The organism is Methylocapsa polymorpha, assembly GCF_045689225.1.
Taxonomy (GTDB): domain Bacteria; phylum Pseudomonadota; class Alphaproteobacteria; order Rhizobiales; family Beijerinckiaceae; genus Methylocapsa; species Methylocapsa polymorpha.
Map to the genome: position 1 here is coordinate 1,370,743 of NZ_CP136862.1, position 25,199 is coordinate 1,395,941.

Consider the following 25,199-nt stretch of genomic DNA (forward strand, 5'->3'; position numbering starts at 1 on the left):
AACGAGGGCTTCGCGTGACGACGCCATGACATTTGGCTAACAGCCACTCGCGTGAATCCCATCGCGCACTGCAAAGACGCCGTCATGGCGCCATCGGAGTTCGATTTATGTAAGATGACATAGACGCCCACATAAAAGCGCGGCGCCAGCGATCAGCATGAAGCGTTGCAAAACCAACCGCCAAGGCGCGGCTGCCCTCGAAATTCGGCGCCGGCGGAGCTGGAACCCAATCGTACTCATAATCATTTGTCCCACGCTGCCGCCAAGAAACGCGCAGCGCGTTATCGAAAGGATGGTTCAATGGATTGGAATCGGATCGAGGGAAACTGGAAGCAGGTGAAGGGCCAAATCAAGGAAAAATGGGCCGACCTCACAGATGATGATCTTGAGAAAATCGCCGGACGTCGCGAGCAGCTCGAAGGCAAGATCGAGGAGCGCTACGGCCTCGGCAAGGACGCCGTGCGCGAGCAAATCGATAGCTGGCTGAAGACCATGCATTGATCGATGCGTCACAGGCGCAAGCTTTTGCGGGCTTGCGCCTGCCGCCGGGCCGAATCGCGCTGGCGAATCCAGCCTTGAGCCGGCCTTGCGCGGGCGATCGTTTACAATGGCCTCCGATCGGAGAGTAGAATGCCACGCGGCGACAAGTCGAAATATACCGATAAGCAGGAACGCAAAGCGGACCACATCGCTGATGGTTACGAGTCGCGCGGCGTTCCCGAGAAGGAAGCCGAGCGCAGAGCCTGGGCGACCGTGAACAAGGAAAGCGGCGGCGGGAAAGAGAGCGGTTCTGGCCGTGGGAAACCCGAAAATCATGCGTCGTCTGAGAAAGGCGGCCGGCTTGCCGGCGAGGCCTCGGCGAGGCGTCCTGCTGGGGAGCGGTCGGCCGCGGCTAAGCGCGGCGCCGTGACCCGCAGGCGCAACGTTTCCGGATAAGTTCTTCCAAGGGGAGATCACAACACAACTGAGGAGATTGCGAAATGATTTCGACGGTTCTGATCGTTGTCCTGATCCTGTTGTTGATCGGCGCTTTGCCTGCGTGGCCCTACAGCGCTGGCTGGGGTTACGGACCGGGTGGTTTGCTCGGCACGGTTCTCGTGGTGGTGCTAGTTCTGGCTTTGCTGGGACGAATATAGCTCTTCAAGGGATTCTGACGAAGTTGGGCTCGACTACGCGAAGTAGAGCTGATGGCGGTGATGGAGGTCACTTAACGAGGCGTCCATCGGAACAGCTAGCATTATCAGATCGGATGTCGCGAAGAGAGCGCATCCGTAGCGCGCGGGTGGCGCGTCGCCCGCGTCACGCCTTTTGCTTAATGGCAGGAACACAACGCCGGCTACAGGTGACGCCGTAGAACGCGGACGCGAACTGTTTAAAGCGGCAAAGGAACATTCTCGTGAGGTCGCGCTTATCCGGCATGGACCGCTTCTGCGCCCGTGATGCGACCACGCGGCGGGACGTTGAGAATCACGGCAAAGTTTAATGCGATTGAACGAGTCCCGCGGGCATAGCTGCGGCGCGACCGTCGAGAAAACTACGACCGCTCAAAATCCACAGTTTCGTTCGCCGCTCCCAAGATCAGGCTGGTTCGACTGTCGGCGCCAGAGCATGAAGTCGCAATGGCGCAGTAATAGATCGGTTTATTGACTAAAACGATAGATTATGACAGCTTATGTGAGCATTTGCTTATCGGGTTGACGCCGACAAAATCACGGCAAGACCGTGTCGCACGGGAGGGCTTCAAGTGAAATCCGTCAGCGCCGCGATCAAAGGGACAATTTTCTTTGCTGCCGCCCTCTGTCCGCCAGTTGCGGCGCAGACCGATGACGGCTTCATCAGGATGACGCCAGAGCAGATTCCTTTCAAAAGCCCGTTTGGCGTAGGCCCCCAGCAAGCGGTTCTGTTCGGCGATCCTTCGAAGCCCGGCGTTTATGTCGTCCGCAACAGGTTTCCGCCTGGCGCTCACTCGAATCCTCATTTTCATTCACAGGATCGGCATGTGACGGTGATCAAGGGAACCTGGTGGATGGGCGTGGGCGAGGAGCTTGATTTCAACAAAGCCGCGCCGATGAAGACCGGATCCTATGTCTTGCATCCTGCGGGAGCGGTCCATTGGGACGGGGCGGGAGACGAGGAGGTCATCGTGCAAATCGTCGGAATAGGCCCCGTCGAAACGGTCCCCGTCGGGCCGGCGGGGGCGCCGACGGGCTATTGGCCGAAGCCCAAATAGCGCACAGCCCTGACGAGGCAAGCAATTTTCGAGGGGCCGAGCGGCCTCGCCGATTCAGCCGCTCAAAACGGTCAAGCCTCATGGGACGCGGCGCCTAAATCTCATGTCAGGCGCGAAGCTCATCCCCCACCCGAAAGGCTCGCTCTTTCAACAAGGCTCGAAGCTCATTGAATTTCGTGCGGCTCACCGGGACGGTGTGAGGCTGCGAGCCAATCAATTCGGCGATGGCGTTGTCGCCAGCCCGGCGGACGCATTTGACATGATCCAGGTTGACGAGATGGCTGCGATGAACGCGCAAGAAAGCTTCCCCCGCCAATTGCTCCTCGACTTCCCCGATGGAAAGGGGACAGAAAATGCTGTCGACGCCATCGAATACGAACGTATAATGCGCATCGGCATGAACCGCGAATATATGCTCCGCCCGAATTGATCTTTTGACGCCTTCGCGTTCTATTGGAAGCGTCTTAGCTGCAAGCGGCGGCGATGGCGCCAAGGCAATGACGCCGGCAATCGATTCAACTCGCGGCTCTTCTCCCGTTTCGCTTCCCGGAATGGCTTCCGTAGACAAGCTTAATTCGACTTGCGGCGTCGGCGGGGCCGCCGCCGGTTTCGGCGCCTTGCTCGACTGCTCCGGGACGAATGTCAAAAGGAAGACACCGGACAGCGCGAAAGCGACAACCGCGACGACAATCGCCAGAAGAGCTGGCGATACCGCCGGAGAGTTCGGGGAGATCGCAGTCGGAAGCGGATAAAATGTCGTGCCGGCCATCGCCGTATAGTGCATCCCCGAGATCGCCAGACCAAGGAGCGTCGCGCAGATGAAAAGCGAAGGTCGCCGCACATTGTCAAAGGTGAGCCAGAGAGCCACAGCCGACGCGACAACGCTGATCAAAATGCTTACCGCAACGATGAAGGCGTTATGCGACATGTGGGCGCTTTCATGCAGCGCCCACATGCCGATGTAATGCATCGTCACGATGCCGCCGCCCATGATAATTGGCGCGGCGATGAGGGTAAAATGCGTGCGCTGGCCAAGACTTACAGCTTCGAGAGCAATGCCGACGACCAGCACGCAGACGAGAAACGAGAGAAGCGTTGGAAGCACTAGATAGTTGACGGCTACTGGAAAGCGCGCAGCCAGCATTCCGACGAAATGCATGCCCCAGATGGCGACCGCCAGCGAAAACGCGGCGCCTGTCAGCAGCAGCCTCCGCTTTAGCCCGTGCGATCCACCGATCTGCAAGGCAATGCGGAGCGAAACATAGCTGCCCTGGATGGCGACGGCGAGGGAAAGAAGAACTAGGCTTGGATCATAGATAAGAGGCATCAATGCAGCCTCCGTCCTCCCTGCCCGGTTACGCCATTATTGGCAGGTTCGATCAGTCGAAACTTTTGACCCGGGCTCCCATATAAATTAGAGCGGCCACCATAAATTGAAAATGGGAAAATTCAATTGGGGTCCGACGATGGCTGGGATGCGCCAAAGCTACGTCTTCAAGCTTCCCAGCGGTCCCGCCGAGGCTAAGGCCATTCCTTTTCGGCCGACCCGCATGCGCGGCGATGACCAGCCGACACCAAATGTCTCATGCCGGCGATAAGCCAATGACATGGACGCCGTAGCCTCCTTCTTATACCTGTCTCCAATCCTGAAGAGTTTCGCTATGTTGACCTATCCGCCCTCGCCATTGGGCCTTCAAATGAGCGCGATCGCGCTAGCGACCGCGCTGGGCCTCATGGCGCTGGAATATGGCCTCGGGCGTCTCGCCCATCGCGACACGCATGATCTTAGCGAGAGCGCCGCCTCGCTCGGCGTCGCGACCGGCCACTCGCTCGTCCGTAGCGTCGAGGCCGTCATCGTGGCGGCGCCCTTTGCCTTTGCCTATGGACACCGCCTCCTCGACTTTGATCAGACAAGCGCGCTTGCGCTTCTTGGCCTCTTCCTGGGAACCGAGTTCTTCTATTATTGGCACCATCGCGCCGCACATCGCATCCGCTGGATGTGGGCGACGCACTCCGTCCATCACTCGGCGACGAGGCTCAACCTGACCGCGGCGGTGCGTCTCGGCTGGACGGGCAACATCTCCGGCAATTTTCTGTTCTTCCTGCCGCTCGCCTGGATCGGTTTCCATCCCTTCGCCATCATCGCGATGCTCGGGGTCAATCTGCTCTACCAGTTCTTCATCCATACCGAGCTCAGCCCAGGGCTTGGGCCTTTGGAATGGGTGCTGAACACGCCAGCCCATCATCGCGTGCACCACGCCTCCAATGCCGAATGCCTCGATAAGAACTATGGCGGCGTCCTGATCATTTTCGATCGTCTCTTCGGCAGTTTCGCCGAGGCGCCAAGCGACCAGCCGCTCCGCTACGGCCTTGTTGGAGGCGCGCCGACGTTCAACCCGGTCAGAATCGCGCTCGGCGAATGGGCCGCGATGTTCCATGACCTGCGCGCCGCCGCAAGCTGGTCAGAGCGTTTCCGCGCGCTATTCGCGCCGCCAGGCTCGTCGCAGGCGCAAATGCCGCGCGAAAACGCGCTTTCCGTTTCCGCAATCCTCGCGCGAGAGTGAGCCTAGGCTTTGCCGAAGGCTTCTCCGAAATCGGCGCGATATCGGCGCGACCAAAATGCGCCACTGCTGCGCTTGCAAGATCAGCGTTGTCGCTAGCCTTCCATCCCTCACTTGACCAGCAGACGCTCTAGCGGCGCACAGGCGAGGGCGGCAGATCCCAATCGGATGGATTGCCCTCGGGAACGAAAGCGCCGTCTTCGCGCAGCGAGCCACGCATAGGCTCCGGGCGCACCGGCGCATAGGCGCGCGGCGCGGGCGTTTTCATCGCCGCGATGAAATATTCCGGCGGGATGCTGGCGACCGGCGCCGAACCCGGCCCGGCATGCATGGCGAGCGCTCCGCCGTTGCGGACTTTGCCTTCGGCCATGTCGACGTCATCGTCGATCTCCGGCGCATTGGGCAGTCCGTCGTGCGGCGGCTCTGGCGTCATGCTCGGCCCCAACATTGGGCGGCAGACCCGGCGCGGACCTGTCGAGGTATTGCCGTGCATCGCGAGATCGGTATGGATGTGATTATAGTGAAATATATTGGCGCCGGGTCCGAGCACCGTCGTGAAATGAGAGCACGCGCCGGCGTGGACGTCCTGCAGGAAGGAGCGCGTCTGATCGTCGCCCCGCGTCCAATCGCGAACGATCGAGATCTCCCGCCCGTCCGCGAGCCGGAACCCGCCAATGTCGAGCGCATTGCCGAAAGCATGTTCGGAAATGCGCGCGCCTGGCTGATTGTTCATGGCCCGGCAACTATAAGAGCCCATTGAATCGATCTGGACCACCGGCTGGCCGAACCGCGCCTGAGCGGCCGGCTGGACAATGTCGGCGAGCCAGGCGTTGAGCGCGGCGATCATCGGGCAATCGAGCAGATAGCTTGCGTTGAAGCTGACCGCGCCATCCTGCAGGGCGCTGACCCTGAACGGCCGGGTCAGGCCGCAGATGCCCGGCCCATCGATTTCGCGCGCCGGCTGAACATAGGCCGAGACATGAATGAGCCTTTGCGCGAGGCAGGCATTTTCGGCTTGGCCGCGCCAAGCCGGCCGGCGCGGCGTCTCATAATTCGAGCAGCCGGCCAGCGAACCGATGAGAACCGCAGTAACGGCGAATGGCAGGATGCGGCGCGCCATTGCCGAGACATGCGCGCAATTTATTAAACTGCGCTAAAGCATCGCGGTTAATGGTTTCGAAACTTCGACGGGCAAGGGGGCCAAGGTCATGGCGCGAATCGCGGTGACGCCGGAGATCTCGATCGACGAGGCGGAACTCGCCTTCTCCTTCGCGCGCGCCGGCGGCCCAGGGGGACAAAACGTAAACAAAGTGGAAACTGCAGCGCAATTGCGGTTCGACGTGACGAATTCCGCATCTCTCAGCGAGGCGGTGAAGCGACGCCTCGAGCGGTTAGCAGGCAGCCGGCTCACGAAGGACGGCGTGCTCGTGATCTTCGCCCAGACGCAGCGCTCGCAGGACCTCAATCGTCAGGAAGCTTTGGCGAGATTGCTTCGCTTGATCGCCACGGCGGCGGAGAAACCGAAGCCGCGCATAAAAACCCGTCCGACCCTCGCCGCCCGCAAGCGCCGGGTCGAGAGCAAGGTGCGGCGCGGCGAGACCAAAAGGCTCAGAACCGCGCCGCCGGAGTGAAATTTAAGGACGCAGCTAGAGCATGTTCCGAAAAAGTTGATCGACTTTTTCGATTAGAACATGCTCCAACTTATTAATCTGGAGCGAGTTCTTATCGATTGGATGATTCCATCCAATCGGAACGCGCTCTAGAACCGCGCCCGCATGAAAATTAAACCGACGTAGTCGGCCCTTGCTGATTGCGCCGCTCGTTCATGAATCGGTCGAATTCCTCGCGATCTCGGGCGCGACGGAGATTCTCCATGAATTCGGCGAATTCGCGCTCGGCCTGAACGAGCTTCTGGCGCTCCTCTTCGAGCCGCGCGAGTTCGGCGGACCGCCAATCGTCGAAGGCGAGATTGCCGGTCGAGCCGAAGCCGTGCCAAGGATTGGCCCCCGAGCCCCAGCGGCCGGAGCCGCAGGCCCATCGCCAATTCGCGCTATTTTCCCATTTCTCCCGCCCGAAAGAGACGATGTCGCCTTCGTAGCCTGTTTTTTTCTGCCAAAGCTTCCACACGATGACCGCGAGCCCGATCGGCCAAAAGACGATGAAGCCCAGAACCATCGCGAGTAATTCAACTGGCTTCCAAGAGTGACCGCCCCGGCATCCGCTCCAGCCGGATCCGCCGTCCCGTCTCGCCGAGGATGCCTCGTAAGCTCTACCCATGTCAGCGCTCATTTGTCCGCTCCTGCATAATCGCCTCGCCGAAACAAAGCGGCGCCGAGTGGCGCGGGTAAGATATAAGTTGGCGTTTGGGATCTTTAAGTCGGGCAGGATCAAATTCTCGCGAGAGCGGAGCTTTGGAGAGCCGGGCGGCCTAGGCCGCCCGGATAAGATTGAGCAGATTGCGATGGATCGCGTCATTGCCGGCGCAGATCGAGCCTTTGGCCAGCATGTCATGGCCGCCATCCGCATCGGTGACAAAACCGCCGGCCTCCCTGATCATGATAATTCCGGCGGCAATGTCCCAGGGCTGCAAATTGCGCTCCCAGAAGCCGTCATAGTTCCCCGCCGCGACGAAGCAGAGGTCGAGCGCCGCCGCGCCGAGGCGTCGGATGTTGCCGACATGGGCCATGACCTCCGAAAGCTCCGTCTTGAAGCGGGGATGCTCCTTGGCCTTGCCGAGATGCGGAACGCCGCAGCCGATCAAAGTATCGGCCATGTCCTTTCTCGCAGCGACGCGTAGACGCCGGTTGTTGAGATAGGCGCCCTGCCCCTTTTCGGCGATGAACATATCGTCCGTCGCTGGATTATAAACGAGCCCGGCGACGATCTGCCCCTCGCGCGCGAGGCCGATCGAGATCGCGAAGATCGGCAAGCCATGCAGGAAATTGGTGGTTCCATCGAGCGGATCGATGAACCAGGTGTGGCTCTTGTCGGCGCCTTCGATCTTGCCGCTTTCCTCGAGCAGGAAGCCATAGCCTGGCCGCGCCTTGCTCAGTTCCTCATGAAGGACTTTCTCGGCCTTGCGATCGGCCGCGGAGACGAAATCGCCGGGTCCCTTCACCGAGACCTGCAGGTTTTCGACCTCGCCGAAATCGCGCTTCAAGCCGCGCCCGGCCTTGAGCGCGGCCGCCGTCATCACATTCATCAATGCGGATCTGATCATTCAAATGCCTCAAGGAGAGCGCCGCGCGCCGTTCAATCGACAATGCGCCGAGGATGCCGCTGCGCGTCTATTCCGCGCGGCGTATATAGGCGACGTCATTCGTGTCGACGACGATTCTTTCGCCGGCTTCGATAAAGGTCGGCACAAGCACGCGCAGACCGTTTTCAAGCTTCGCGGGCTTATAGGAAGAGGTGGCGGTCTGGGCCCGCACGACGGGATCGGCTTCGACGATCTCCAAAATGACATGGGTCGGAAGCTTGATGCTGATCGGGCGGGCCTCGTGCATTTGCAACGTGACCTTCATCCCGTCCTGCAGGAAGGCCGCGCGTTCCCCGACCCAATCGGAGGCGAGCTCGATCTGCTCATAGCTTTCCAGATCCATGAAGACGAGGCTCTCGCCTTGCGCATAGAGAAAGCTGAAATCCTTGAGCTCGAGATCGATCGCCTCGACAGTCGCGTCGGCGCGAAATCTTTCGTTGAGCTTGCGTCCGTCGATGAGATTTTTCAGCTCGACCTGATTGAAGGCGCCGCCCTTGCCAGGCTTCACCGCATTGGTTTTCACCGCGACCCAGAGTCCGCCGTCATGTTCGATGACATTGCCGGGCGCGATCTGATTTCCGTTTATTTTAGGCATTGATTTCATCTTGCTCCAGCGTCCGGGTTCATGTGCCCGCCCGCCGGGCGCGCGTCAACCCGAACAAGGGGCGATCCATCTTACGCGCTTTCCTCCGGATCTTTGTTCCCTGCTGACCTTTGGTAGGATTACCGGTATCGATTGAGCTGCCGCCAGAATCTTCGAGGCCATCTCGCGGAAGGGTTTGGTGATTGAGCTTGACGATCTGGAGACGAGATTTGGCGAACGGCGACGCATGCGGCGGCTTCGCCACAGCCTGGAAATCATGGACGAAGGGTTCTTGCTCGGCGCCGATACCTTGCTCGCAACGCGAGCGCTGGACGGCGAAGAGCCTCGAGCGCTCGCTTTGCTCGCGGGGGCCCATGGACGCGCCCTGTCCCCACAAATCCTCGATATCATGCGAAAAGCCCAGGACCTCTGGAGCCGGGGCGAAAAATTTCTCGCGCAGCTTCATCTGACCTTCGCCCGCGTGCCGCCCTTGACCGAGGAGCAGGCTTTCGCCCCTTTTCGCGGCGGACGAACTTCTTAAAGGCGGTCTTTCGCCCCGCGCGCTGATGAAAGGCCTTGGCCTCGACCCAGCCGCGCTGGATGCGCTGGAAAAATACAATCCCGATCAGCCGCGCGTTCCGGCCGGCAATGGACGGGCCAGCGGGCAATGGGGATCGGATGGAGGCGCAGGCGCTGGGACCAGAGGTCAGCAATATGCGCAGGCGGACGAACGGCCGCCGTTGAGACGAATACATCCAGATTCCACATACGAATCGGATCAGAAAGCAAAAAGCTCTCTTGAATATTGGCGAACGCAGCCGACCGACGAAATACTGCCGAGCCTGAAACCGGGCCTGGACGAGACTTTTCATCCAGATTCAGGCCCGTCTGGTGGGGGCGGAAGCCGCGTTCGGATATTACCAATCGAGGAATGACGAATATAGATGCTCAGTCGCCCGCAAGATGGTTTGCTAGCTTAAGTGTCCAAAACAAAACACTCGTGCTAATCAGACTCGTCCATGAATTCACTCTCATAATAAGAGATGTCACAACGTCGCCTTCTGATAACGGCTCCTTCCGTAAGCTGCACGGCATCGGAGAAATGGAGCATGTCATCGCTCCCTACCTCATTGCGTTGAATTCTGATGACGCCAAGCGATATGCAGACGAGGCCCTCATCAACTTGCTGTTTGCAATGCCGGATGATTACGGGCTAGGCGGCGTCTTCCATGAAGCTTGGCGTCATGCGACGTCCAAGCCCTTCCCACCCGCACATTGATCAGGCGCGACCAGATCTCAGCTCTGGTTTCGCCCTTTTCAACAAGCGCATCGAGGTGATCGACCAGAGCGTTTCAGTCCAGCCGACGATCGATGTGGAAAACAGGATCGGGCCTCTCGGTCTCTGCAGAAGCTCACCGAGGTCACCGACGTCGCCATCGCTATGGTGGGTTATGGTGGAACAATTGCCAACTAAGTGGTTCGCGGGACTCAGCTCTCAAAACAAGACGATCGTATTAAGCAAGATTGTATATGAATTTACGATACTCATTCGAATGCTCCCCCTATCGCCGCTCGATGCGACGGGAGTGCGAAAAATTCAGGGCGTCGGAGAATTGACGCACAGGATCGTGCCTTATCTGATCGCGTTGAACAGTGGCGACAAAGAGAGATTTGCGGACGAAGAGCTTATCGCGTTGTTCACAGCGGCCGACGACTACGAGCTCGGGCAGCGCTTCAACGGGCCTGGCGCGCTCTCGAGGCGCTGAAACTTTCGCCGCAGGATTGACGGGCTAATTCTTGATAGCGCATCCAGCGCTTCGGCTTCGACTCCGCTGCGCTGGATGCGCTGGAAAAATACAATCCCGATCAACCGCGCGTTCCGGCCGGCCATGGGCGCGCCAGCGGGCCATGGGGATCGGGCGCAGGCGGAGCCGCTGGAAATGTTCCCGCGCCGCCTCTGATCGGCGAAGAGGCGACCCTGTCGGATATAGCGGATCATATCGGCCGAACGCATCGTCTTGCACGCAAATGCGGCGCGGACTAATTTGCTTCAACCAGATGGCCAAAACCAATTGCCAAAAATTGCGCTTAGTAAAAATTAAAGCTTAAAGCCGGACGCCGTAAAGGTTTTATCACCAAAATCGACGATAGCTTGTCTGTATCATGAAAGATAATCAGATTGTGACGACGAATTTTGAAAGCGACGCGAGTGGATAATTCTTACATATACAATATTATTATTGAGAATCTGCAGAGGCTACTACAAAGATCGCAGATCTCTCCTGATGATAATTTTTTCGATCTCGGGGGGGATTCCCTGATCGCAGCGCGTTTGTTTCTGGAAATCGAACAAGAGACCGGCCGGCGCCTACCGGTCACGACTATTAACGACGCGCCCACAGCCGCGAAGCTGGCTGACGCCGTCGGGAGCGCCCCCACGCCTCAGTTTTCGACTCTCGTCTTGCTGAAACCTGGCGATGCTCGTCATCCGCTTTTCATCGTCCATGGCTTGGGCGGCTACATCACGCAGCTATTGCCGCTCGGAAAAAGCATAGAGTCGCGCCACGCGGTCTACGGGATTCAAGCAAGAGGACTTGATGGCGAGAGCGCGCCATGTGAGACGGTTGAAGAGATGGCGCAGCTTTACGTGGACGTCATCAGGGAAGTTCAGCCGCGGGGGCCATATTTTCTTGCCGGGTACTCCTTCGGTGGATTGGTGGCCATGGAAATGGCGCACCGCCTTTCGCAAGCCGGCGAGAAAATCGCATTTCTTGCGTTCTTGGACAGCTGTCCGGACCGACCCTATTGGCCGCTGATATCGCGGCTCACAGTCCTACGCCGGATCACCGAACACCGCGCCGCCAAATTACTGAAGACGCCGCCCCGCGCGATTTATTCCCATGCAATCACATGGCTTCGGCGGAGATTTGGCCTGGAGCAGGTTAGCGGTCCATCCCTTCTGCTTCCAGTTAAACGCGTGTCCCAAGCCCATTGGGCGGCCCGAGCCCGCTACCGCCCCCGCTACTACGACGGAACGATAACGTTCTTTAGAGCAAAGACTTTCTACTTCATGGTTCCTGAAAATCCAGCGAGGATCTGGCGTAAACTGTCAAGAGAATTTGAGCTTCACCTCGTGCCGGGCGATCATTGGGAGCTCATGCTCAGGCATGTGGGCGACCTCGCGGCCGAGCTTTCACCATGTTTGTTGAAGGCTCATGGTCACGACTGTGACGCCACATCCAAATGATGAATATTTCTGAAGTGATTGAAGTCTTAGAAGATGCAAAACTGCGTTTTTCATCGACCGAACCTGGCCCGATAAGACTCAGCTACGCCTGCTCGCCAACGGACGTCCATCACACCCGCATAGGCATCAACACATAGAGCGCGGCGGCGCCATCGCGGTCTTGCACCAGCGTCGGCGATCCTGGATCGGCGAGTTTGAACAGCGCCGTGTCGCTGTCGAGCTGCTCGGTGATGTCGAGGAGGTAGCGGGCGTTGAAGCCTATATCCATCGGCGCGGAATCATAATCGACGTCGAGCTCCTCCACCGCCGAGCCGGAATCCGGATTGGTGACCGACAGGGTAAGCTTGCCCTCGGCCACGGCGAGTTTTACGGCGCGGCCGCGCTCCGAGGAAATTGTCGAGACCCGATCCACCGCAGCGGCGAAAGGCCCCCGATCGACGACGAGGCGCTTGTCGTTGCCGGACGGGATGACCCGCGCATAGTCGGGAAATGTGCCGTCAATCAATTTCGAGGTGAGCACCACATCGCCAAAGGTGAAGCGCACCTTGGTCGTCGAGATTTCGACCTGCACCTCCTGCGAGAGATCCTCGATGAGTTTCTGCACTTCGGCCACGGCCTTGCGCGGCACGATGATTCCCGGCATCCCGACCGCGCCTGCGGGCGCGGGAATGTCGACCCTGGCGAGCCTATGGCCGTCGGTCGCCACCGCGCGCAGCATCATATGGCCTTCGACATCGATCGCATGCAGGAAAATGCCGTTGAGATAGTAGCGCGTCTCTTCATTGGAGATCGCGAATTGGGTCTTGTCGATCAGCCTCTTGAGGTCGCCCGCGGCTAGTTTGAAATCATGGCTGAATTCGCCCGCGGCGAGATCGGGGAAATCGCTATCCGGCAGGGACTGGAGGCTGAAGCGCGATCGTCCCGAGCGCAGCTGCAATTGGCCGCTCTCGCCGCTCGCCTCAAGGGTCACCTGGGCGCCGTCGGGCAATTTGCGGACAATGTCATAAAGGATATGCGCGGGAAGCGTCGTCGCGCCTTTCTGGCCAATGTCGGCGGGCAGGCGCTCGGTCACTTCGAGGTCGAGATCGGTCGCCTTGAGAAGCAAGGATTGGCCGTCCGCCTGCAGCAAGACATTCGACAGAATTGGAATCGTATTGCGGCGCTCCACGACGCGGTGCACGTGGCCGAGCGACTTCAGCAAGGCCGCTCGTTCGAGAGTCACTTTCATGGGGCGGTCATCCGGTTCTGGGTCCATCCGCCGCTCGCGCAAGCCTTGTTTCGCAGGGCGGGGCGAGACTTTGGCGCGGCTGCGCTCAAACCGCAAGCCGTCGCGGCCTATTGAAGACGAATTGAGCCAATTGGAGCTACAACCTAAAGGCGACGGCCTGTCCGGTCCGAAGGTTCTGTCCCTCAAACGCCAGCGCCTTTTACCGGCCCTTAAACCGCCGCGATTAGGATCGATGGAGGACCGTAAGCGAGGGTCGGGGCGTTTCGACGAGACGGCGGCGCGACAGATATGGCAAAGCGCAGGACGGCCGAGCGCCGCGAACCGACCTTCAATCCGCCGTCGCGGGACGCTGACGGCGAGGGGAATAAGCCGCGCCGCGCTGGAGCGCGCAGAAAACGCCGGTCTCCGCTTGCGGCCATGCTTTACTGGTGCGCCACGCTCAGCGTCTGGGCGGCCATAGGCTGCGCCGGGATCATCGCCATTTACGCGGCGAAACTGCCTCCGATCGACGCGCTGGCGGTCCCGAAGCGTCCGCCGAATATCGCAATTCTCGCCGACAATGGAGCGCTTCTCGCCAATCGCGGCGACACCGGAGGCGCCGCCGTGCGCATCGCGGATCTGCCGCCCTATCTCCCCAAAGCCTTCGTCGCGATTGAAGATCGCCGCTTCTATTCGCATTTCGGCGTTGATCCGCTCGGCATCCTGCGCGCCGCCACGCGCAACCTGATCGGCGGCGGCGCCGTGCAGGGGGGCTCGACGCTGACTCAGCAGCTCGCCAAGAATCTCTTCCTGACCCAGGAGCGGACATTTTCACGCAAGATCCAGGAGGCGATTCTCGCCCTCTGGCTCGAGCATGGATATTCGAAAAATCAGATCCTCGAGCTTTACTTGAACCGAGTCTATTTCGGTTCCGGCGCCTATGGCGTCGAGGCGGCGACGCGGAAATATTTTGGCCATGGGGCGCGCAACGTCACCTTGGCGGAAGCCGCGACGCTGGCGGGGCTGATGAAGGCGCCGACCAAGCTCGCGCCGAACCGCAATCCGGCTGCGGCGCGCGAGCGGGCCACGCAGGTCATCGCGGCGATGGTCCAGGAAGGCTTCATCACCGACGCCATGGGCATGCTCGCGCTCAGCCATCCGGCGGAGGCCGTCCACGAGCAAGGGGCAGGTTCGGTCAATTACGCCGCCGATTACGTGATGGACGTCCTCGACGACACGATCGGCGCGATCGATGAAGACATCGTCGTCTCAACGACCTTGAACCCGGACCTGCAGGCGGCCGCGGAAAAGGCGCTGGCGGAAGAGCTCGATCGCAAGGGCGCGGCCTTCGGAGTGGGCCAAGGAGCGCTTGTCGCAATGGATCCCGACGGGGCGATCAAGGCGCTGGTCGGCGGACGCAATTACGCCGACAGCCAGTTCGACCGCGCGGCCTCGGCGAAACGGCAGCCGGGCTCGGCGTTCAAGCCTTTCGTCTACCTGGCGGCGCTGGAAAAAGGGCTGACTCCCGCCTCGGTGCGCGAGGACGCCCCGATCAACGTGAAGGGGTGGCAGCCGGAAAATTATGGGCATGAATATCTTGGCCGCATCACGCTCGCCAAGGCCCTGTCGCAGTCGCTGAACACCGTCGCGGTGCGGCTCGGACTCGAGGTCGGCCCAAAGGCGATCATCAAGGTGGCGCATCGTCTCGGAATCGTCTCTGACCTCGCGCCAAACGCCTCCATCGCGCTCGGCACCAGCGAGGTCACGCCGCTCGAGCTCGTGACCGCCTATGCGCCTTTCGCGAACGGCGGCATTGGCGTCCAGGCGCAGATCATCTCAAAAGTGAAGACAAATAGCGGCAAGCTCCTCTATCAGCGCAAAGGCGCAAGCAATGGCCGCGTGATCGATCAAAGCCATGTGGCGATGATGAACGCCATGATGCAGGAGACCTTGCTGACCGGCACGGCGCGCAAGGCCGATCTGCCCGGCTGGCAGGCGGCCGGCAAGACCGGCACCAGCCAGGATTGGCGCGACGCCTGGTTCATTGGCTATACGAGCCATCTCGTGACCGGCGTATGGCTCGGCAATGACGACAGCTCGCCGACGAAAAAGACTTCCGGCGGCAGTCTCCCGGTCGAGATCTGGTCGCGCTTCATGCGCTTTGCGCATCAAGGCGCGCCGCCGCAACCGCTTCCCGGCGGGATTTGGCAGGGCGGCGCCCCGCAAGACTTCAATCCGGCTCTGCCAGTGGCGACGATCAATCTTCCCCCCCGCCCGGTCGGCGCGCCTTTCTCGGGCGAAACGCAGCAAGGGACAAGCGGGCGGCTCGCGCCTCCCGCCGACGTGCCGGGAGCGACAAGCCGAGCCGCGCAAGCGCCTTCATCCGCGCCGGTCGAAGCCAGCACCGGAAGCAGCGGACTGACGCCTCCAGGATTGATCCCCAACGTGAGCGAGCCTCGGCGATCGCACTCGGCGCCGGCAGGAGGGCGCAACTTTTTCGATACGCTTTTCGGCGGCTAATCGCGTTCCCCCGCCGAACGAAGCCAGCCCATTGTCGAAACGTGGGAAAACCCACCTCTGCGCGTTTCGTTCAAGGCTATCTCCAAATTGCGTCCAGCGGCGATCAAGCCCTGGCGGCAAACAGGAGATTGAAGATGAACTTTCCAGTAATGAACATCCAGGCGGCCAGCGAACTCGACATCAACGGCGCGCTGCATGCAAAATTCCAGACCATCGACCAAGCGACGTTGGTCGAGCGACTGACCGATTATTTGACGTCGGTTGGAAGAAACAGCGATGCGGCGAAGCTTGCGTCGGTCGAGACGAAGGCGACCGAATTCTATCAGACAACCTATGGCTTGCTGATCAGCGACTTCACCTACGCGGACATGGCGCCTACATTCAAGGACCTGGCCGCCTGCGAGCAAACCTATGTGAACGCCTCGCCCGACGATCCGTTGGAAGCGACTTTCGCCTATGAATATTCTCGCCAAGACGGCCAGTCCTTCAAATTTACGGAAGGCCTCAAGGTGGGGACCAAGGCTGGCGCGAAAGTCAAGCTGCCATTTGTCGGCGAAGCCAATGTCGAAATCAGCGCCGAGGTCAGCTTTTCAGCCGAGCAAAGCTTCACGACTGTCGATACGACGAAATGGAGCTTCTCGGAAAAGATCACGGTGAAGCCCCGCACGGCCGTGAAAGCCACCGGCTATATTCGCATTGCGAAGCTCGACGCCCCCTTCCACTGCAATGTGAAGGTCCTTGATGGGAACGCCCTCATTGAAGTCAAGCTCAAGGGCGATCAGGGCTACACGAGCTGGGTCGTTCCTATCGTCGATATGATGTCCGACGACGAGCGCTCTTTCGTGCTGTCAGGAACGATCACGGGCTCGGAAGCCGCCAAGATCTATGTGGAGGTCACGCCGGTCAATCTGCCGATTCTGTAGCAGTTTGACGGCCCCTGATCGTCGGGAGCGCTTTCCGGAAACTATTCGATTGGAAAGCGCTTCCGGCCTTATCGATCGTCCCCGGGCGCGAGGGCGGCGGAAAGCGCGTTCAGGCCGAGCCCGATTCTCCGTCGAGAAAAGCGATGCGGACCATATTCGTGGCTCCTGGCGTGCCGAATGGGACGCCGGCGACGATGATGATGCGGTCGCCGGCCTTGGCGAAACCTTCTCGCGTGGCGAATTTTTCGGCGCGCTTCGCCATGTCGTCGATGTCATGCGCGTCCTTGGTGACGACCGCATGCACGCCCCAGCTGATGGCGAGCCGGCCCGCGGTCTCGCGGTTCGGCGTCAGGGCGAGAATAGGCGCCTGTGGCCTCTCCCGCGCGATGCGAAAGGCGGTCGCGCCGGAGGACGTCCAGGCGACGATCGCCTTCATATCGAGCGTCTCGGCCACATTGCGCGCGGCGACGGCGATCGCGTCGGCCCCGGTCGCCTCTGGAACGGCGGCGCGCTGCGCATTGATGATGCTGCGATAATAAGCGTCGCGCTCAACTTCCTCGGCGATCTTGTTCATGGTCGCGACCGCCTCCGCCGGATATTGGCCGGCGGCGCTTTCAGCCGACAGCATGACGGCGTCGGCGCCTTCGAAAACGGCGGTGGCCACGTCCGACACTTCCGCGCGGGTCGGCACCGGCGCGGAGATCATCGATTCGAGCATCTGCGTCGCGACGACGACGGGCTTGCCGAGCCGGCGAGAGGTGCGGTTGATGCGCTTTTGCAGGCCGGGCACTTTTTCGAGCGGCATTTCGACGCCGAGGTCGCCGCGCGCGACCATCAATCCGTCGGAAATCTCGACGATTTCATCGAGGCGCGAAATCGCCTGCGGCTTTTCGATCTTCGACATCACCAGCGCCCGCCCGCGGGTGAGCTTCTTGACCTCGATAACGTCTTCCGGCCGTTGCACAAAGGAGACGGCCACCCAATCCACGCCCGCTTCGAGGCCGGCCTCGAGGTCGGCGCGATCCTTGTCGGTGATCGCCGAAACCGGGATCTCGGTATCGGGGAGGCTGACGCCCTTGCGGTTGGAGATCTCGCCGGCGACATCGACAATTGCGACCGCGCGGGCCGCATCGGCGACAATCACATGAAGCCGCACCTTGCCGTCGTCGATGAGCAACGTATGGCCGGGCTCCAGCGCGCGCAAAATCTCCGGGTGAGGCAGATTAACGCGGGTTTGGTCGCCGGGCTCCAGGCTGGAGTCGAGGGTGAAGGTCGCGCCCTTGACGAGCTTGACGGCGCGATCCTTGAATGCGCCGATGCGCAGCTTGGGACCTTGAATGTCGAGCAGGATTCCGATCGCGCGGCCGCATTCCTTTTCGAGCGCGCGGATCATGCCGACCTGCTCGCGCATTTGGTCATGCGTGGCGTGGCTCATGTTGATGCGGAAGACATCGGCGCCGGCATGAAACAGCGCGGCGAGCATCGCGGGATTTGCCGACGCAGGCCCCAGGGTCGCTATGATCTTGCACCGACGCAGACGCCGCATTGAAGCCTCGTCAACTGAATTCAAGGACTTGGTCGAACTAGCGCAGGATCGGTCAATTGAACGGTCCAGTTTTTTGCTTCCTTGCCTGTGTCAACTTCGAAAAACCCGGTGCGATCGAACCCGCGAACAAAGCAATCCTCACGTCCGAGGATGCGGAATTCGCGGTCGCGCGTGCACATGAAGGCCTTGCCTTTCCATTCGCCGCCGCGTTCGTCCATTGCGTAGACATAGTAGAATTCGGCCGCTAGGGGACCGCGCACCAAGGTCTCGCACGCGCTGGCCTTCAAATTCCACCAGCCTTCGCTGACCCAGGTCTCGCCGTCGGTATAGGCGAGCGATACGCTGACCCGGCTGCTCGTATTGTTGCAAAGACGAAAATCGGCGCGCGCCGGAGTCATTACGGCCCAGATGGCCGCAAGCGCCATGATGGGCGGGATAATAGCTTGTTTCATCGCCGTCAAGATCGCGGTCGCCTGTCAATTCTCGAAGAGCTTCTTTGGTCAAGGCGCCGGCGAACGCAAAGCGCCAAGCCAAGCCTCGAACGCTTGAGCGCTTCCCGCTCGCGCGAGCGGGAAGCGCTCAAATTCGAAGCGCTGAAAAATACGCTCTTATCGAAAAAAACGGTCAACTTTTTGGGGACATGCTTTAGGCTGCACGATTGACGCCTCTCGCTTCGATGCGCAAGCGAAACTTTAACGCAAGCGCGAGACCTCTTTCCACTGCTATGGAAAATGCACTATCCATTTATTTTTCGGCATTTTCCTGACAGGCTTCTATCTCCGCTTCGCGTCAAATGTTCACCTCCTCGGCAAAATCGAATTGTGGAGACGGCCATGCCGGTTTCGCCGCGACCGGACGCGGCGCATGATCCAGTCGAGCGGATCGATGGGCGCCCCGACGCCGGCGTCCTCCTCCTTTGCGATCATGCGACCAATGCGCTTCCGCAGTCCTATGGCGCGCTCGGCTTGCCGCCGAGCCAGCTCGAGCGCCATATCGCCTATGATATTGGCGCAGCCTGGATGACGCGCCGTCTTGCCGAGCTTTTGGAGGCCCCTGCGATCCTCAGCCGTTTTTCGCGCCTCCTCATCGATCCCAATCGCGGCGCGGACGATCCAACTCTCGTCATGCGAATTTCGGACGGCAATCTCATCCCCGGCAATGCGCGCATCGGCCCGCAAGAGATCGAATGTCGCCGCAACCTCTATTGGCGGCCCTACCGCGAAGCGATCGCCACGAAGATCGAATCGATGATCGCCTTGGGTCCGCTGCCCGCCATCATTTCGATCCATACGTTCACGCCATTCTGGAAGACGAAGGCAAGGCCCTGGGAGATCGGCATCCTCTGGGATACCGATCCGCGTTTCGCCAAGCCCCTGATCGCGGCGCTCGCCGAGGACGGGGTTATCGTCGGCGACAATGAGCCTTATGACGGCGCTCTCGCCGGAGACACGTTGGACGAGGAAGTCACCCGGCGCGGCCTCGCCGGCGTCCTTATCGAGACTCGCCAGGATCTGGTCGCCAAGAAGGACGAGGCGGACGCCTGGGCGGACCGGCTTGCGCCGATCCTGCGCCCAATTCTCGGACGCCCGGAGCTTCATAAAATAGAATTCCATAAGAGCCGCACTGGGCGACACGCGTGAACATAGGCGCGGGCCGCGCATCCGCCACATTCAAGGAGCGTCTCGCTCCATGCGTATCGGCATGGTCGGCAGGATTGCGGGGATTGTCCTCTTGCGCGCCTTGACGATCGCTCGCCAAGGCCGCATTGCGAGCTTCAACTCGCCTTCGCCTTGTCCGGCGCATGCGGCAAAATGTCTTTAAAGTCTACGCGCCGCCCTGCCTGACAGCGGCGGCCAATCGCGAAAAGGAATGTCGTTGATGACGGCAGATATCGCCGAAACCGGAGTCGCGGCGCAAGAGCTGCAGCAGTTCGTGGAGAGGATCGAAAGGCTCGAAGAGGAGAAAAAAGCGATTTCCGATGATATTCGCGACGTCTACGCGGAGATGAAAGGGCGCGGCTTCGATGTGAAAGCCGTGCGGCAGATCATCAAAATTCGGAAACAGGACCATTCCGAGCGCAAGGAAATGGAAGCCATTCTCGAACTCTACATGTCGGCCTTGAAGATGATTTGAGAAAACGCGCCGAGCCGGATTTTACAGCTTCGTCCAGCAAATGGCTTCGGACTCCGGCCGCACGCTGTTCAAATTGTTTTGTTCGCACCCGCAATAAAAGCCAGGCAGGCCTATGTTAAGTTCGCGAATGACGCTTTTCTCGCCGGAGGAGTTTTCGGCGGCAAGCGCAGCGCAGGACTGGATAAGGAGTTGCCGCGATGACGCTCGACGCCAGCGTTCTCTTCTCGCCCTTTCAACTTGGCGATCTTCACTTGAAGAACCGAGTCGTCATGGCGCCTTTGACCCGCAATCGGGCGACGCGAGGGACGGATGCGCCGAACGACCTCAATGCAAATTATTATCGCCAGCGCGCGTCAGCAGGCCTGATCATCAGCGAAGCGTCGCAAATTTCGCAACAGGGACAAGGCTATATCTGGACGCCAGGCATTTACAGCGAGGCCCAGGTCGATGGCTGGCGGAAAGTGACCGAGGCCGTGCATCACGAAGGCGGTCTGATTTTCATTCAGCTTTGGCATGTCGGGCGCGTGTCGCATGTCTCGCTCCAGCCGGGCGGAAAGCAGCCGGTGGCGCCCTCCGCCATCGCCGGCAAGACCAAGACCTTCATCGAGAGCGGCTTCGCCGACGTCTCGGAGCCCCGGGCTTTGGAGCTTGGAGAGATCCCCGGAATCGTCGCCGACTACCGGAAAGCGGCTGAAAACGCCAAGCTTGCCGGATTTGATGGCGTCGAGATCCATGGCGCCAATGGCTATTTGATCGACCAATTCTTGAAGGATGGGGCGAACAAGCGGTCCGACGCCTATGGCGGATCGATCGAGAACCGGGCGCGTTTCGCGCTCGAAGTCGCCGACGCAATCCTCAGCGTGTGGGACAAGGCTCGCATCGGCATCCGTCTGTCGCCGGTGAGCCCCGCCAATGACGCGGTGGACAGCCAGCCGGAAAAGATCTTCACCTATCTAGTAGAGCGCTTGAGCGCGCGCGGCCTCGGCTATATTCACGTCATCGAAGGGGCGACGGGTGGACCGCGCGACAATGCGCCATTCGATTTCGTCGCTTTGCGCAAAGCCTTCTCCGGGGCCTATATCGCCAATAACAGCTATACTCGCGATCTCGCCATCAAGGTCTTGCACGAGAACCGCGCCGACCTCATTGCTTTCGGCAAGCTCTTTATTTCAAATCCCGACCTTGTCGAACGTTTGCGCCGGAACGCGCCGCTAACCGAGCCCAATCGGGAGACCTTTTACGGCGGCGACGAGGAAGGCTATACGGATTACCCGACTCTTGGCGAGCTGGCGTAAAGGCCCCGGCCTTGTCGCCAGCCGAGGCTGTCACAAGGTCCCGAAGATCTTTTGCAGTTCGGCCTTGAACGGCGCCGCGATCTCGGGATTGGTAAGCGCGAAAGCGACATTGGCTGCGAGAAAGCCTAATTTCGAACCGCAATCGAAAGTCTTGCCGTCGAAGCGGACGCCGTGGAAGGGCTGATGCTTGGACAGCGTCTTCATGCCGTCGGTCAGCTGAATCTCGCCGCCCGCGCCTTTTTCGCCCTTTTCGAGAATTCGAAAAATCTCCGGACCAAGGATGTAACGCCCGGAGATCATCAGATTCGAAGGCGCCGTCCCCTTCGGCGGCTTTTCGACCATTCCGGTTATCTCAAAGCTGCGGCCGAAATCCTTGCCGACGGAGACGATTCCATATTGATGCGCCTCCTCCCACGGCGTCTCCTCCACCGCGATAATATTGCCGCCATGCGTCGCATAGGCTTCGATGCATTGGGCGAGGCAGCGGTCCCTTTGCGCGGGGGCGGGCATTGTCACCATGTCGGGAAGCAGCACCGCGAATGGTTCGTCGCCGACAAGCTCCCGCGCGCACCAAACCGCATGGCCGAGCCCGAGCGGAGCCTGTTGGCGCGTGAAACTCGTTGCGCCGGCGGGTGGAAGCTGTTCGGTTAGCGCCTGGTATTCCTTGAGCTTGCCGCGTTTCTGCAAAGTCTCCTCGAGCTCATAGGCGATGTCGAAATGGTCCTCGATGACCGCCTTGTTGCGCCCCGTCACGAAGATGAAATGCTCGATCCCAGCTTCCCGAGCTTCTTCGACGACATGCTGGAGCACAGGGCGGTCCACGATGGTCAGCATTTCCTTCGGGATTGATTTGGTGGCGGGGAGAAATCTCGTTCCCAAACCCGCGACCGGAAAGACCGCCTTACGAATGCGTTTGGTCATATCTCGTTCCTGAGAAGCTGCGCTGTATCGATTTTCGATTTATCATAGCGAACTATGATACGGAAATATAAAGGCTCGATTGTCATCGAGATGCTGCGGGAGCGTTGTGCGAATTCGACCGTTGTCGATTATATGTCGCCATGTGGCTTTTATCGGGTCTCCGTTTTCCTCCGAGCATCGCCGCAGATTTGGTTCGCCATTTGGCTTGCAAAAGCACGATCGCTCGGGACCGCCCGATTGTTCCGAGCATCGCTCAGAAAGATTGCTCGATTTTTCGATTACGCCGAGTTCCGCTCCGCCAATTTGGCTCAGTTCCTTGTCGATCGCATGACTTCGCGCTATCCGGAGGTTTGGAAAAGCACAAAACCGACGGCAGAACGTATAAGTAAATTGTAGGCAATTAAATTGTCTATTATTCAATTTGATGGGTCTTGTTGAATTTTGCACGAACGACATCGGCGCCGGAGGCCCCTAAAAAATCGGCGCGGCGGCGTCTAATTCGAGTGGAGCGAACATGACGGTTCTAGTCACGGGCGGCGCGGGCTATATCGGCGGGCATATGGTTCTCGCCCTTCTCGACGCAGGCGAGCAGGTCGTTGTCCTCGATAATTTGTCGACCGGGTTTCGATGGGCCGTCCCCGAGGCGGCGAAGCTGATCATCGGCGATTTCGGCGATGCGCAACTTGTCGACGCCATCTTGGCTGAGCACGGCGTCGACGCCATCGCGCATTTCGCTGCCAAGATCGTCGTGCCGGAATCCGTCGCGGACCCGATCGCCTATTACCACAACAACACCGCCAAGGCGCTCAGCCTGCTCGAATGCGCCGTCCGCCACAAGATCAAGCATTTCATTTTTTCGTCAACCGCGGCGGTCTATGGCGAGCCCGAAATCAGCCCCATCTCGGAACAGACCCCCCTCGCCCCAATTAACCCTTATGGGCGCTCCAAGCTCATGGTCGAATGGATGCTGCAGGACGTTGCGAAGGCGCATGATCTCCGTTTTGCGGTCCTGCGCTATTTCAATGTCGCCGGCGCCGATCCGAAGGGCCGCCTCGGCCAGTCGTCGCCCAAGGCGACGCATCTCATAAAGGTGGCGGTGCAAGCGGCGCTTGGGCATCGCAAGGGAGTCGACGTCTTCGGCGCGGATTACCCGACCCGAGACGGCTCCTGCATCCGCGACTATATTCAAGTCACCGATCTCATTGACGCGCATTTATTGGCGCTTGCCCATCTTCGCAAAGGCGGCGAGAGCCTGACCTGCAATTGCGGCTACGGCCGGGGCCTTTCGGTGCTCGAGGTCGTCGATGTCGTCAAGCAAGTGTCCGGCGTCAAGTTCGATGTGCGGATTTCCGGCCGGCGTCCCGGCGATCCGGCCTCGCTTGTCGCGGGGGCCGACCGCATCAGGACGATGCTGCATTGGACGCCCCGCCATGACGATGTCGGCGAAATCGTCCGCCAGGCGCTCGATTGGGAGCGCCGCCTGCACAACCGATCCATTGAGGCAGACCGGCAAAAGGTTTAAATCCATCCCCGAATTTCGCGCGCGACGAGATCGAAAATGACCATCATCCCCAGTTCGCTATCGTTGAGACAGGGGATCAGGGCGAAGTTTTGACCGCCGTTCTCGGTAAAGATGGCGCGGTTCTCGATGGCGATTTCATGAAGCGTCTCGAGACAATCGGCGGCAAATCCGGGCGTGATGACGACTAGATTCTTGACGCCCTCGCGCGCCAGGCGCTTCACCGTCGCATCCGTGTAAGGCTGCAGCCATTCCTTCGCGCCAAAGCGTGATTGGAAGCTGATCGGGCATCGATCTTCGCCGAGCCTCAGGTCTTCGCGAAGCAGACGCCAAGTCTCGCGGCATTGGTCGAGATAGGGATCGCCCTTGTCGATCTCGGCCTTCGGAAGGCCGTGGAAGGAGACAAGGATCATCTCGGGGACAAAATCGAGACGCGAGATCGCCGCGCGCAAAGAGGTCGCGAGAACGTCTATATAGGCCCGATCATCGAAATAAGGCGGCGCGAAACGCACCGCAGGGTCCCATTGCATGTGCTCCAAGGTCGCGAACACCTTGTCGTATGCCGACGCGGTCGTCGCCGCGGCATATTGCGGGTAAAGCGGAACGACCAGAATTCTTGCACAGCCATGCGCTTGGAGATTCTTGACGGCGGAGCCAATCCCTGGCTCCCCGTAGCGCATGGCCCAGGCGATGAAGACCTCGTCGGCCGCCCGGCCCGGCTTGTGCTTTTCGAGTCCCCCAGCCCTGATCCACGCGGCGAGCTTTTCTGCCTGCGAACGTGTGATCGATTTCAGCGGACCTTCATTAAGCGTCTTATTCCAGATCTCGGCGTATTTCTTGGCTAGGCGACCCGGCCGCAGCCACAGGATCGATTGTAAAATAGGCCACCAGATGATCCGGGGCGCATCGACGACGCGCCGATCGGACAAAAACTCCTTCAGAAAGCGCCGGACCGGCCAGAACCGCGGCGCGCTCGGCGTGCCGAGATTGACGAGAAGGATCCCGATCTTGCTGTGTGGGACCGGGGCGTTCTTATTTGCGTGGGCGTCCGACTGTGTCATTTTTTCAAAGCCCGACTGCCTGAGGTTGCGCTGCAGCTAGACCTCTTAATACGCTTTCGCAGTGACAGAGAAATCACGAAAGGGAATTATCCTCATAATTCGTCGGGATGATTCGAAACGAACGGTCTCGCCCTAGGTTGGGTCATGCGCCCACTCGCGGGCAAACAAGTAGGGCCGGCGCAATCCGAGGAGAA

Annotated in this window: 25 protein-coding genes; 15 read left to right on the forward strand and 10 right to left on the reverse strand. The window is 59.9% G+C overall.

Translation table 11 applies throughout. The features are described 5' to 3' along the window. Nucleotides 1–300 precede the first annotated feature (300 nt). From RZS28_RS06410 to RZS28_RS06425, 4 genes are all read left to right on the forward strand, one after another. A complete protein-coding gene (locus RZS28_RS06410; protein WP_407340500.1) occupies nt 301–501 on the forward strand; it encodes a CsbD family protein in 201 nt (66 codons plus the stop codon). Between the two features lie 129 nt (nt 502–630). Continuing rightward, the gene (locus RZS28_RS06415) at nt 631–936 is read left to right on the forward strand and encodes a plasmid stabilization protein (RefSeq protein ID WP_407340501.1); all 306 of its coding nucleotides are present in this window, start codon (nt 631–633) and stop codon (nt 934–936) included. 44 nt (nt 937–980) lie between these two features. Then, entirely contained in the window at nt 981–1,136 is a 156-nt protein-coding gene (locus RZS28_RS06420) for a DUF3309 family protein (protein WP_407340502.1), read from the forward strand. 608 nt (nt 1,137–1,744) lie between these two features. Further along, nucleotides 1,745–2,230: a cupin domain-containing protein gene (locus RZS28_RS06425; protein ID WP_407340503.1), complete on the forward strand. Its 486-nt coding sequence runs from the start codon at nt 1,745–1,747 to the stop codon at nt 2,228–2,230. 106 nt (nt 2,231–2,336) lie between these two features. Here RZS28_RS06425 and RZS28_RS06430 read toward each other — a convergent pair whose 3' ends face one another. Then, entirely contained in the window at nt 2,337–3,557 is a 1,221-nt protein-coding gene (locus RZS28_RS06430) for an MHYT domain-containing protein (protein ID WP_407341059.1), read from the reverse strand. Nucleotides 3,558–3,891: 334 nt separating this feature from the next. Between RZS28_RS06430 and RZS28_RS06435 the strand changes: the two genes are divergently transcribed. Continuing rightward, complete coding sequence (locus RZS28_RS06435) at nt 3,892–4,794, forward strand: sterol desaturase family protein (protein WP_407340504.1); 903 nt, start codon at nt 3,892–3,894, stop codon at nt 4,792–4,794. Between the two features lie 127 nt (nt 4,795–4,921). Here RZS28_RS06435 and RZS28_RS06440 read toward each other — a convergent pair whose 3' ends face one another. Further along, a complete protein-coding gene (locus tag RZS28_RS06440) occupies nt 4,922–5,911 on the reverse strand; it encodes an extensin family protein (protein WP_407340505.1) in 990 nt (329 codons plus the stop codon). An 88-nt stretch (nt 5,912–5,999) separates the two neighbouring features. Between RZS28_RS06440 and arfB the strand changes: the two genes are divergently transcribed. Next, nucleotides 6,000–6,422, forward strand: coding sequence for an alternative ribosome rescue aminoacyl-tRNA hydrolase ArfB (gene arfB / locus RZS28_RS06445; RefSeq protein WP_407340506.1), 423 nt, complete (start codon nt 6,000–6,002; stop codon nt 6,420–6,422). 151 nt (nt 6,423–6,573) lie between these two features. Here the strand turns inward: arfB and RZS28_RS06450 are convergent, their stop codons facing one another. The 3 genes from RZS28_RS06450 to efp form a co-directional block, all read right to left on the reverse strand. Continuing rightward, nucleotides 6,574–6,966, reverse strand: coding sequence for a DUF2852 domain-containing protein (locus tag RZS28_RS06450; RefSeq protein ID WP_407340507.1), 393 nt, complete (start codon nt 6,964–6,966; stop codon nt 6,574–6,576). Nucleotides 6,967–7,219: 253 nt separating this feature from the next. Next, complete coding sequence (locus tag RZS28_RS06455; protein WP_407340508.1) at nt 7,220–8,011, reverse strand: inositol monophosphatase family protein; 792 nt, start codon at nt 8,009–8,011, stop codon at nt 7,220–7,222. Between the two features lie 67 nt (nt 8,012–8,078). Beyond that, nucleotides 8,079–8,645: an elongation factor P gene (efp, locus tag RZS28_RS06460; protein WP_407340509.1), complete on the reverse strand. Its 567-nt coding sequence runs from the start codon at nt 8,643–8,645 to the stop codon at nt 8,079–8,081. 187 nt (nt 8,646–8,832) lie between these two features. Here efp and RZS28_RS06465 point away from each other — a divergent pair, with 187 nt between their 5' ends. The 3 genes from RZS28_RS06465 (at nt 8,833) to RZS28_RS06475 (ending at nt 11,880) form a co-directional block, all read left to right on the forward strand. After that, entirely contained in the window at nt 8,833–9,174 is a 342-nt protein-coding gene (locus tag RZS28_RS06465) for a hypothetical protein (RefSeq protein WP_407340510.1), read from the forward strand. A 688-nt stretch (nt 9,175–9,862) separates the two neighbouring features. Next, a complete protein-coding gene (locus tag RZS28_RS06470; protein WP_407340511.1) occupies nt 9,863–10,399 on the forward strand; it encodes a hypothetical protein in 537 nt (178 codons plus the stop codon). A gap of 443 nt (nt 10,400–10,842) precedes the next feature. Next, nucleotides 10,843–11,880 (forward strand): alpha/beta fold hydrolase, encoded by a 1,038-nt coding sequence (locus RZS28_RS06475; protein ID WP_407340512.1) that lies wholly within the window; start codon nt 10,843–10,845, stop codon nt 11,878–11,880. Nucleotides 11,881–11,989: 109 nt separating this feature from the next. Here the strand turns inward: RZS28_RS06475 and dnaN are convergent, their stop codons facing one another. Then, complete coding sequence (gene dnaN / locus RZS28_RS06480) at nt 11,990–13,108, reverse strand: DNA polymerase III subunit beta (protein ID WP_407340513.1); 1,119 nt, start codon at nt 13,106–13,108, stop codon at nt 11,990–11,992. 288 nt (nt 13,109–13,396) lie between these two features. Between dnaN and RZS28_RS06485 the strand changes: the two genes are divergently transcribed. Both RZS28_RS06485 and RZS28_RS06490 read left to right on the forward strand, forming a co-directional pair. Beyond that, a complete protein-coding gene (locus RZS28_RS06485) occupies nt 13,397–15,607 on the forward strand; it encodes a PBP1A family penicillin-binding protein (RefSeq protein WP_407340514.1) in 2,211 nt (736 codons plus the stop codon). A 134-nt stretch (nt 15,608–15,741) separates the two neighbouring features. Next, nucleotides 15,742–16,530, forward strand: a complete 789-nt coding sequence (locus RZS28_RS06490; protein WP_407340515.1) for an ETX/MTX2 family pore-forming toxin — start codon at nt 15,742–15,744, stop codon at nt 16,528–16,530. 109 nt (nt 16,531–16,639) lie between these two features. Here RZS28_RS06490 and pyk read toward each other — a convergent pair whose 3' ends face one another. Both pyk and RZS28_RS06500 read right to left on the reverse strand, forming a co-directional pair. Next, entirely contained in the window at nt 16,640–18,076 is a 1,437-nt protein-coding gene (gene pyk, locus RZS28_RS06495; protein WP_407340516.1) for a pyruvate kinase, read from the reverse strand. 20 nt (nt 18,077–18,096) lie between these two features. After that, a complete protein-coding gene (locus RZS28_RS06500) occupies nt 18,097–18,528 on the reverse strand; it encodes a DUF1036 domain-containing protein (RefSeq protein ID WP_407340517.1) in 432 nt (143 codons plus the stop codon). 381 nt (nt 18,529–18,909) lie between these two features. On the opposite strand from RZS28_RS06500, the gene RZS28_RS06505 reads away from it, so the two are divergent. From RZS28_RS06505 to RZS28_RS06515, 3 genes are all read left to right on the forward strand, one after another. After that, nucleotides 18,910–19,716 (forward strand): N-formylglutamate amidohydrolase, encoded by an 807-nt coding sequence (locus tag RZS28_RS06505; protein WP_407340518.1) that lies wholly within the window; start codon nt 18,910–18,912, stop codon nt 19,714–19,716. A gap of 238 nt (nt 19,717–19,954) precedes the next feature. Further along, on the forward strand, nt 19,955–20,209 hold the full coding sequence (locus tag RZS28_RS06510; RefSeq protein WP_407340519.1) for a DUF2312 domain-containing protein: 255 nt from the start codon (nt 19,955–19,957) through the stop codon (nt 20,207–20,209). A gap of 197 nt (nt 20,210–20,406) precedes the next feature. Further along, nucleotides 20,407–21,504, forward strand: coding sequence for an alkene reductase (locus RZS28_RS06515; protein ID WP_407340520.1), 1,098 nt, complete (start codon nt 20,407–20,409; stop codon nt 21,502–21,504). A gap of 30 nt (nt 21,505–21,534) precedes the next feature. On the opposite strand, the gene galU is transcribed toward RZS28_RS06515, so the two are convergent. Then, nucleotides 21,535–22,425 (reverse strand): UTP--glucose-1-phosphate uridylyltransferase GalU, encoded by an 891-nt coding sequence (gene galU / locus RZS28_RS06520; protein WP_407340521.1) that lies wholly within the window; start codon nt 22,423–22,425, stop codon nt 21,535–21,537. A 514-nt stretch (nt 22,426–22,939) separates the two neighbouring features. Here galU and galE point away from each other — a divergent pair. Continuing rightward, nucleotides 22,940–23,947, forward strand: coding sequence for a UDP-glucose 4-epimerase GalE (galE, locus tag RZS28_RS06525; protein ID WP_407340522.1), 1,008 nt, complete (start codon nt 22,940–22,942; stop codon nt 23,945–23,947). Here the strand turns inward: galE and hemH are convergent. Beyond that, complete coding sequence (hemH, locus tag RZS28_RS06530) at nt 23,944–25,005, reverse strand: ferrochelatase (protein ID WP_407340523.1); 1,062 nt, start codon at nt 25,003–25,005, stop codon at nt 23,944–23,946. The two genes, galE and hemH, sit on opposite strands and share 4 nt — an antisense overlap. Nucleotides 25,006–25,199: the final 194 nt, after the last annotated feature.

Bases quoted from the DNA above. Each gene is read 5' to 3' on its own strand.
- RZS28_RS06410 (WP_407340500.1), top strand. From the start codon at position 301: ATGGATTGGAATCGGATCGAGGGAAACTGGAAGCAGGTGAAGGGCCAA.
- RZS28_RS06415 (WP_407340501.1), top strand. From the start codon at position 631: ATGCCACGCGGCGACAAGTCGAAATATACCGATAAGCAGGAACGCAAA.
- RZS28_RS06420 (WP_407340502.1), top strand. From the start codon at position 981: ATGATTTCGACGGTTCTGATCGTTGTCCTGATCCTGTTGTTGATCGGC.
- RZS28_RS06430 (WP_407341059.1), bottom strand. From the start codon at position 3,557: ATGCCTCTTATCTATGATCCAAGCCTAGTTCTTCTTTCCCTCGCCGTC.
- RZS28_RS06435 (WP_407340504.1), top strand. From the start codon at position 3,892: ATGTTGACCTATCCGCCCTCGCCATTGGGCCTTCAAATGAGCGCGATC.
- RZS28_RS06440 (WP_407340505.1), bottom strand. From the start codon at position 5,911: ATGGCGCGCCGCATCCTGCCATTCGCCGTTACTGCGGTTCTCATCGGT.
- arfB (WP_407340506.1), top strand. From the start codon at position 6,000: ATGGCGCGAATCGCGGTGACGCCGGAGATCTCGATCGACGAGGCGGAA.
- RZS28_RS06450 (WP_407340507.1), bottom strand. From the start codon at position 6,966: ATGGTTCTGGGCTTCATCGTCTTTTGGCCGATCGGGCTCGCGGTCATC.
- RZS28_RS06455 (WP_407340508.1), bottom strand. From the start codon at position 8,011: ATGATCAGATCCGCATTGATGAATGTGATGACGGCGGCCGCGCTCAAG.
- efp (WP_407340509.1), bottom strand. From the start codon at position 8,645: ATGCCTAAAATAAACGGAAATCAGATCGCGCCCGGCAATGTCATCGAA.
- RZS28_RS06470 (WP_407340511.1), top strand. From the start codon at position 9,863: ATGAAGCTTGGCGTCATGCGACGTCCAAGCCCTTCCCACCCGCACATT.
- dnaN (WP_407340513.1), bottom strand. From the start codon at position 13,108: ATGAAAGTGACTCTCGAACGAGCGGCCTTGCTGAAGTCGCTCGGCCAC.
- RZS28_RS06485 (WP_407340514.1), top strand. From the start codon at position 13,397: ATGGCAAAGCGCAGGACGGCCGAGCGCCGCGAACCGACCTTCAATCCG.
- RZS28_RS06490 (WP_407340515.1), top strand. From the start codon at position 15,742: ATGAACTTTCCAGTAATGAACATCCAGGCGGCCAGCGAACTCGACATC.
- pyk (WP_407340516.1), bottom strand. From the start codon at position 18,076: ATGCGGCGTCTGCGTCGGTGCAAGATCATAGCGACCCTGGGGCCTGCG.
- RZS28_RS06500 (WP_407340517.1), bottom strand. From the start codon at position 18,528: ATGAAACAAGCTATTATCCCGCCCATCATGGCGCTTGCGGCCATCTGG.
- RZS28_RS06505 (WP_407340518.1), top strand. From the start codon at position 18,910: ATGCCGGTTTCGCCGCGACCGGACGCGGCGCATGATCCAGTCGAGCGG.
- RZS28_RS06510 (WP_407340519.1), top strand. From the start codon at position 19,955: ATGACGGCAGATATCGCCGAAACCGGAGTCGCGGCGCAAGAGCTGCAG.
- RZS28_RS06515 (WP_407340520.1), top strand. From the start codon at position 20,407: ATGACGCTCGACGCCAGCGTTCTCTTCTCGCCCTTTCAACTTGGCGAT.
- galU (WP_407340521.1), bottom strand. From the start codon at position 22,425: ATGACCAAACGCATTCGTAAGGCGGTCTTTCCGGTCGCGGGTTTGGGA.
- galE (WP_407340522.1), top strand. From the start codon at position 22,940: ATGACGGTTCTAGTCACGGGCGGCGCGGGCTATATCGGCGGGCATATG.
- hemH (WP_407340523.1), bottom strand. From the start codon at position 25,005: ATGACACAGTCGGACGCCCACGCAAATAAGAACGCCCCGGTCCCACAC.